Raw genomic sequence first — 4,255 nt, forward strand, 5'->3', positions numbered from 1 at the left:
ACCATTCGCACCGGAGTTAAACAGCTCAGAAAGGCTATGGGAGTGGATGCGGGAGCATGACTTATCAAACAAAGCATTTTCAGGTTATGAAAATATTGTAGATTGTTGCTGTGAAGCTTGGAATAACCTTTGCAGCGAAGCTGGTCGACTGTTCAGTCTGTGCTCCCGTGATTGGGCAGTTATACAGTAGTTAGAAAATTCAATTGGTATTAGAGCTGTTTCGCCCAAATTTCATCCATCATTCGTGATGAAATATTCGGTCCAGCCAGGAACGCTTTTTATAATTTGCAGCCACACCTTTTGAAAGCATAAAGGGAACATATTCCCGATCCTCCTCCATAATGTGCTTGGTCAGCCAGACTCTTAAAAAATGAAGCAGTTCAAAGCTGACCTGCTGCCCCTGCCCCACCTTCTCATGCAGGCCATTCACCTGATCAATTAGTTGAGTGTGATGTTTTTTATGCTCTTCATAATCCGGGTATCCGAGTACCCGCATCAATGACTCTTCTACCGTAAAATGAATCCGAGTGTACTCTACCAAGCGCCCCAGAATTTCATGAGCAACTTCCGATCCATGCCTTTCATGAATAGCACGGTGCAGCTCATTGAGCAGATCCACCAGAACCCGATGCTGGGCATCAATCTCTTCTATACCCACACAGAGTTTATCCGACCAAGGGAATAACTCTTCTGAATTATTATCCAATACCGCACTTTCAGCATTCAGCATCACTGCAATCCATTTTGTAAGTGAGTTTTCCCTGCTGTCAGAAAACTTACCAATATCCAGTTATTGCTGTTTACCTGGGCCCAACAAACGAGGAACCCAATATTTTTTACTGGTAAACAGTCAGCAGAAACAACAGGAAGGTAATATTGAAGAGAAAGGGAGCTGTACGTATTGATCTGGATCAATACGTACAAATCGCACTGAAATTAGAGTGTGGAATTAAAACAACTGTCGCCAAGGCCTTCCTGCTTGGAAATGCGTTCAAAATCAGGTTTTGGCAAACGAATATTCAGAACGATGTCCCCACTCTCAGAGTAAGCTTCTGACTGAATAGCCCCAAGCTTGTAGAGACGGGCTCGAATACGCCCTTGGGCTGGCTTCAGGGTTAACTGTCCCTGCAGCATATCATCCGAAAGCAGCTCTTTGATGGCTTCCTGAAGCAGATCAGCACCAACACCGGTAACTGCCGAGACCCAGACCCGTACAGGACGCCCTTCATCATCCCTCTGAATTTTTGGCTCTACACCCTGCAACAGGTCGATTTTGTTATAGACCTCCAGTTGTGGCACTTCGTCGGCATTGATCTCTTTCAATACCGAATGAACCTGGTCCATATTTTCCAGACGCTCTGGGTCATGGCTGTCAATTACATGCAGTAGCAGATCAGCTTGACGGGTTTCTTCAAGCGTTGCTCGAAATGCCTCAACCAGTTTATGAGGAAGATGACGGATGAAGCCTACAGTATCTGCAAGTACTACTGGTCCAATATCCGGCAAATCAATTCTGCGCAGTGTTGGGTCAAGGGTGGCAAACAGTTGGTCAGCTGCGTAAACCACAGACTCCGTCACGCGGTTAAAAAGTGTCGACTTACCGGCATTTGTATATCCAACCAGTGAGACCTGAGGAACCTCTGCTCTCTGCCTGGAGCGTCGCCCCTGCTCACGCTGCTTGCGTACCTTTTCCAGACGACGGCTAATGCTTTTGATACGCGCTCTTAGAAGACGACGGTCGGTTTCCAGCTGAGTTTCACCGGGCCCTCTGAGGCCAATACCACCCTTCTGCCGCTCAAGGTGAGTCCAGCCACGAACCAGTCGTGTACTCATGTGTTGCAACTGAGCCAGCTCAACCTGCAGCTTGCCTTCAAAGGTTCTGGCACGTTGGGCAAATATATCCAGAATCAGGCCGGTGCGATCAATAACCCTGCACTTCAGCTCTTTTTCAAGGTTACGTTCCTGGCTTGGAGAGAGGGCATGATTAAACAGCACAACATCGACATCGTGCAATACAACCAATTGACGGATTTCTTCAACTTTGCCTGGACCGACAAAGAAACGGGGGTTGGGATGTTTGCAGCCTGCGGTAATAAATGCAGCAGACTCAACGCCAGCGGAGCGTACCAGCTCCATGAATTCCTGGGGGTCTTCCCGCTCACGATCATCGTTCAATTCCAGATGAACAAGAACTGCGGCTTCACCACCCTCATGGCGGTCAAAAAACAAATAGATCTCCTAAACAGCCACGAACCGCGCGCATACACAGCTGGGAACCAGCTTACAGAAACCTGAAAATAAGACAGCGCCACATGGCTCATTTTTAAAATAAATAAAAACACCTAAAGGCGCCTTACGCGCCCTCAAGATGCATCAAGCAAAATTACTCATGCTCAGGCTGATCAGTACCCTGCATCGGCAGACGAACCGGACGGCTAGGGACAACTGTTGATACAGCGTGCTTGTAGACCATCTGGCTCACTGTATTCTTGAGAAGAATAACGAACTGATCGAAAGACTCAATCTGCCCCTGAAGCTTAATACCATTAACCAGGTAGATAGAAACTGGCACGCGTTCTTTACGCAGCACATTCAGGTAAGGGTCTTGTAGAGAATGCCCTTTTGACATTTCTGTACTCCTTTTAATTCTCGGGTTTTTGAATAGCCTTGTTTCACTTTGGGGAGGACTATCCGCTAGACCGGCTGTGCCAGTACTCATTGTTCAATATATGTACAGCCTATGAAATGCCGGCTCACATTAAGCTAACCCCACACCGCACTCAATAAGTAATACTAGCTACTCCCACCAGTCCTGCAGGAACAATTAGAGGTTCTAAGGTACTACTTTATTTGGCAATGAGTCTAAACAGTCATCTATTTATAGAGAAAAAGACACCACTGCCCTTGATATGCTTCAAGGCTATATACTCTGCCTTATGGCTATAAAATACATCAATCCTATTTAAGGGCTCTCTCCAAGACTTTCAAGGCATCACCCGGCAGGTTATTGGAAAACGTATCAAGCCAATGAATATCAGGCCAGCTTCTCAGCCAGGTGAGCTGTCTTTTAGCCAATTGCCGGGTTGCAATAATACCTCTTTCGACCATCTCATCGTAGCTTAGTTCCCCATCCAGATAGGACCAGGCCTGACGATAACCAACGGACCGAACAGAAGGCATGGTAACATCAAGGTTTCCACGCTGATAAAGCCTTCTCACTTCCTCCAGAAAACCATTCTCAAGCATCATTTTGAAACGCATCGCAATGCGTTCATGGAGTACAGAACGATCTTTCGGAGCCACTGCCAGATTGATAACACTATAAGGCAAACATTGCTCTTCCTGTTCCCGGTGCCATTGAGAAAGCGGTTTTCCCGTCAGCTCATAAACTTCCAGAGCCCTCTGCAAGCGCTGGGTATCCGATGGTTTTATTCTCAGCGCAGCTTCTGGATCAACTTCCGAGAGTTGCTGGTGCAAAAATACCCAACCGCGCGCCTGTGCACTTTCAAGCAGTCTTTGACGAACCCCGGCATCTGCAGAAGGCATTGTCGCCATACCGTCCCTGAGCACCTTAAAGTACATCATCGTCCCCCCAACCAGCAGAGGTATTCTCCCACGGGCAGTGATATCTGCCATCAGCACCAGAGCATCCTGTCGAAAATCAGCGGCAGAATACGATTCTGCTGGATCAAGAATATCAATCAGGTGATGAGGCGCTTCTTTCAGGATCTCAGGCTCAGGCTTGGCAGTGCCAATATCCATCCCTTTGTAGATAAGAGCTGAGTCCACGCTGATGATTTCGAAGGGCAGCTCGTTGCTGAGCGCTACAGCAAGGTCAGTTTTGCCTGAAGCGGTAGGACCCATCAAAAATACAGCGGGAGGGAGCCGTTTTTCCTCATGCAGGGACATAAAAGAATGAGTACCTGAAAATAATGGAAATGCGATTCTATCGGATTTTGCACTGAACTTTCGATAGGCGCATGTATTGATCACAGGATTGTAAAAAAGTTTCCAACAAAGGGAAGCCTAACGGAGCTCTGCAAAAGGCATAATTAACAGGGTTACCTGGCAACAACTCATTAAAATGCTCGCAGGCTGATCACAGCTGCCGCCAGGATCTCATCAGAGGGGAATGTAATTTAAATTGTGTAAACGCTTGTCGTTAATACTCCAAAATGGAGAATAACAATGAGCGTTGAAATCAACGAAAAACTGGTAGATCAAATAGCCAGTCAGATTAAAACTCAGGATGATC

The 4,255-nt window shown here is 46.9% G+C and carries 4 protein-coding genes and 1 pseudogene; 1 reads left to right on the plus strand and 4 read right to left on the minus strand.

Features of this window, described 5'->3' with window-relative positions; translation table 11 throughout:
• Positions 1-190, plus strand: a pseudogene (locus AK963_RS35980) (IS630 family transposase); the annotation flags it as partial.
• A gap of 48 nt (positions 191-238) precedes the next feature.
• On the opposite strand, the gene AK963_RS26100 reads toward AK963_RS35980, so the two are convergent.
• The 4 genes from AK963_RS26100 to miaA all read right to left on the minus strand — a co-directional run bounded on the left by AK963_RS26100 (position 239) and on the right by miaA (position 3,909).
• On the minus strand, positions 239-730 hold the full coding sequence (locus tag AK963_RS26100) for a bacteriohemerythrin (RefSeq protein WP_066018282.1): 492 nt from the start codon (positions 728-730) through the stop codon (positions 239-241).
• Between the two features lie 206 nt (positions 731-936).
• Positions 937-2,229 (minus strand): ribosome rescue GTPase HflX, encoded by a 1,293-nt coding sequence (gene hflX / locus AK963_RS26105; RefSeq protein WP_066018283.1) that lies wholly within the window; start codon positions 2,227-2,229, stop codon positions 937-939.
• Between the two features lie 154 nt (positions 2,230-2,383).
• Positions 2,384-2,629, minus strand: coding sequence for an RNA chaperone Hfq (hfq, locus tag AK963_RS26110; RefSeq protein ID WP_066018284.1), 246 nt, complete (start codon positions 2,627-2,629; stop codon positions 2,384-2,386).
• A 329-nt stretch (positions 2,630-2,958) separates the two neighbouring features.
• Positions 2,959-3,909, minus strand: coding sequence for a tRNA (adenosine(37)-N6)-dimethylallyltransferase MiaA (gene miaA / locus AK963_RS26115; protein ID WP_066018285.1), 951 nt, complete (start codon positions 3,907-3,909; stop codon positions 2,959-2,961).
• Positions 3,910-4,255 lie beyond the last annotated feature (346 nt).

It is taken from the genome of Endozoicomonas atrinae, assembly GCF_001647025.1.
In the GTDB taxonomy this organism is placed as follows: Bacteria; Pseudomonadota; Gammaproteobacteria; order Pseudomonadales; family Endozoicomonadaceae; genus Endozoicomonas; species Endozoicomonas atrinae.

Coding starts and splice junctions, on each gene's coding strand:
- miaA (WP_066018285.1), bottom strand. CDS start 3,909: ATGTCCCTGCATGAGGAAAAACGGCTCCCTCCCGCTGTATTTTTGATG.
- AK963_RS26100 (WP_066018282.1), bottom strand. CDS start 730: ATGCTGAATGCTGAAAGTGCGGTATTGGATAATAATTCAGAAGAGTTA.
- hfq (WP_066018284.1), bottom strand. CDS start 2,629: ATGTCAAAAGGGCATTCTCTACAAGACCCTTACCTGAATGTGCTGCGT.